This window comes from Massilia sp. AB1 (assembly GCF_018119385.1).
Lineage (GTDB): Bacteria > Pseudomonadota > Gammaproteobacteria > Burkholderiales > Burkholderiaceae_D > Telluria.
Window position 1 is genome coordinate 1 of sequence record NZ_JAGKSG010000099.1, and the last position, 2,478, is coordinate 2,478.

The 2,478-nt window shown below is 65.8% G+C and carries 2 protein-coding genes; both read right to left on the reverse strand.

The window, feature by feature from the left end; all coding sequences use genetic code 11:
* Nucleotides 1–57: 57 nt before the first annotated feature.
* Nucleotides 58–1,956, reverse strand: a complete 1,899-nt coding sequence (locus J8847_RS23930) for a M56 family metallopeptidase (RefSeq protein WP_229429584.1) — start codon at nucleotides 1,954–1,956, stop codon at nucleotides 58–60.
* A 49-nt stretch (nucleotides 1,957–2,005) separates the two neighbouring features.
* Nucleotides 2,006–2,478, reverse strand: a 473-nt coding sequence (locus J8847_RS23935) for a hypothetical protein (protein ID WP_211527187.1), incomplete at its 5' end; no start/stop codon positions are given.

Genomic DNA, 2,478 nt, shown 5'->3' on the forward strand with positions numbered 1-2,478 from the left:
CACCTTCATGGTGGCGTTTTTTTCTGATGGCCACTCAGGCATGCAGACCCAGGCCCGTTATTTTGCCCCCACCGATGTTCCGATCACGCTTGCATCACCCACCAGGACCTGCGGCTTGATGACCCAGCCTTCTCCGGTACGCGCGCTATCCGGCCGCTGTGCGGCGGCAGGAACAGGCTTCGCCAGGCCCCTTTCCTTTGCGTCACGAATCAGGCCACGCACGGTCTGGTCCGCCGCCTTGCTCTCGCGTTCCATCTCCTTGCCGAGCGTCCCCATGCGCTTGCCCAGGGCGTCCATCGGCTTGCCCGCTTCCTTCATCTGGTCGCCCAGCGCTTCCATCTCGGCATGGGCCTTGCGCATCTGCGGCGAATTGTAGGCCTGCTCCATGCGTTTGCCAGCCTGTTCCATGCGCTTGCCCGTCTCTTCCATGCGGCGCTCGATGCGCTCGCGCTCGTCATCGTCGCGGGCGCCGGCCAGTTCGCGGCCAAGGTTTTCCATCTGCTCGCCCAGCGCCCGCATGCCGTCTTCGATCTCGCGCAGCTCGCCCTTGTTGGCGACCGGCTTGAAGCCGCTCGAGGCCTCCTCCATCCGGTGTCCCAGCGCTTCCATCTTCTTGCCGTGCTTGTCCATCTCCTTGCCGTAGACATCCATCTGCTTGCCCAGGCGATCCACCGGCGCCCAGGCCGCATTGACCTTGGCCATCAGCTCGCGGTCCTGGATATAGTACGAGCGGCCGTTCTCGCGGAACCAGACGAACTCGCCGTCGATCGCCTTTCGCGCCGCCTTGACGTCGTCCCAGTCGTCGCTGCTGCCGCTGATGTTGAAGCCGCCTTCCTTGGCGCGCACCACGGCATAGGGTTCGCCGCGGGCGGCTTCGCGGACCACGCGGGGTTCGCGGCGTTCCGACCTGGCCTCTTGAGCGGACTCCTGGGTAGCCTGGGGCGCGGCATGGGCCGGGGCGGTCCAGGAATACAGCGCGGCGCAGGTGGCCAGGCCAAGGATGGGAAGGGCCAGTTTCCAGTTGAGCGGTTCGGCTTCAGGACGAACCAGGCGTTTGATGCGAGACATGAGATCTCCTCCGTGTGCCCCTGGGGCAAGTTGCGGGGTGAACTGGAACAAGTCCAGTTCGGACAATGCAAGTGCCAGGCGCCGCGGTTCGCCGAGCTCGCTTGCGGCTAAATCATCTGCAATCTGTTCGCGCTCGCTGCGGATCCGCTGCGACAGCCACCACACCGCCGGGTGGTAGAACAGCAGGATCTCGATCGCGCTTTGAATCAGGTTTACGAGGTAGTCGAAGCGCCGTACATGGGCCAGCTCGTGCGCCAGCAGCGCTTCCAGCAAATGCGGCGGCATGCCCGTCGCCAGGGACGCCGGCACCAGCACCACCGGGCGCCACCAGCCGGCCGTCACCGGGCTGCTGAGGTCGTCGACCAGGCCCAGGGTGACGCGGCGCGCGATGCCGAAGCGCCGCGCCAGCTCGTCCAGCCGGGCCTGCCAATACGGGTCGCCACGGTAGTGGCCGGGCTGGCTGCGCCGGCGCACCCAGAGCAGGCCGAAGGCCATGCGCAGCGCCAGCAGCCCTGCCCCGCAGGCCCAGAACAGCACCACCAGAGGCAGCCGCGCCTGCAGCGCGCTTTCCCAGCCGGCCACCCGTTCCGGGTCGAGCGCCACTACCGGCGCCTGCTGCGCGGACACGTCGGCCATGGCCAGGGTCGCCAGCGGCAGCATGGTCGTCGTGGTGTCGGCATCGAGGATGCGCTGCACCGTGCCGGCCAGCGGCAGCGCGGCGCACAGCAGCAGGGCCGCGCAGGCCACCGCATAGCGCGCCTGCGGACGGGCGCCGCGCATCATCATCATCACGATGGCCGCCACCCAGGCCACCAGCAGGCCTTGCCAGACAAAATCCAGCAAGGCCCAGGCCAGGCTGCTCGCCACCACCGCCAGCATCTCGCTCATCGCTTCTCCTTCACGTTGAAACTAGAATAATTTGTCTAGATTCTTTTGTCTAGAACTTTTTTTCTACATCGAGGCGTGCGAAGCCGCCCATGGATGCACTGTAGGGATGCGGGCGTACGGACGCCATTGCGGTGCGACAGACCGTCGAAAATGCGGAACAGAGCGGAAGGAAGCGGCCTGCGCGGGAAACGCTGCGCAGGCCGAGGGGGAAGGAATTGGCGCTGTCCGCGTTAAGTGTAGAAATTGAACTGCCGAGTTCCGTCCTTGTCCAAGTGTCGTTAATCGACGTCGACGGCGGAGGGTGGAAATGGAAGGCAGGCGATTCACGAAGTGGTTGCGGCAACTGCCGCTGCTGTCCAAAAATCAGCGCGGCAGACTCCTGGAGATACTGACGCCGGCGCTCGGACTGGACCGGCTCTGCGAAGCGATCGAAGGAGCGGACAGGCCCCCTCCCTGCTGTCCGGTGTGCAAGGCCGAGCGGCCGTATCGGCATGGCCGGAACCGCGGCCTGCAGCGCTATCG

Coding starts and splice junctions, on each gene's coding strand:
- J8847_RS23930 (WP_229429584.1), bottom strand. CDS start 1,956: ATGAGCGAGATGCTGGCGGTGGTGGCGAGCAGCCTGGCCTGGGCCTTG.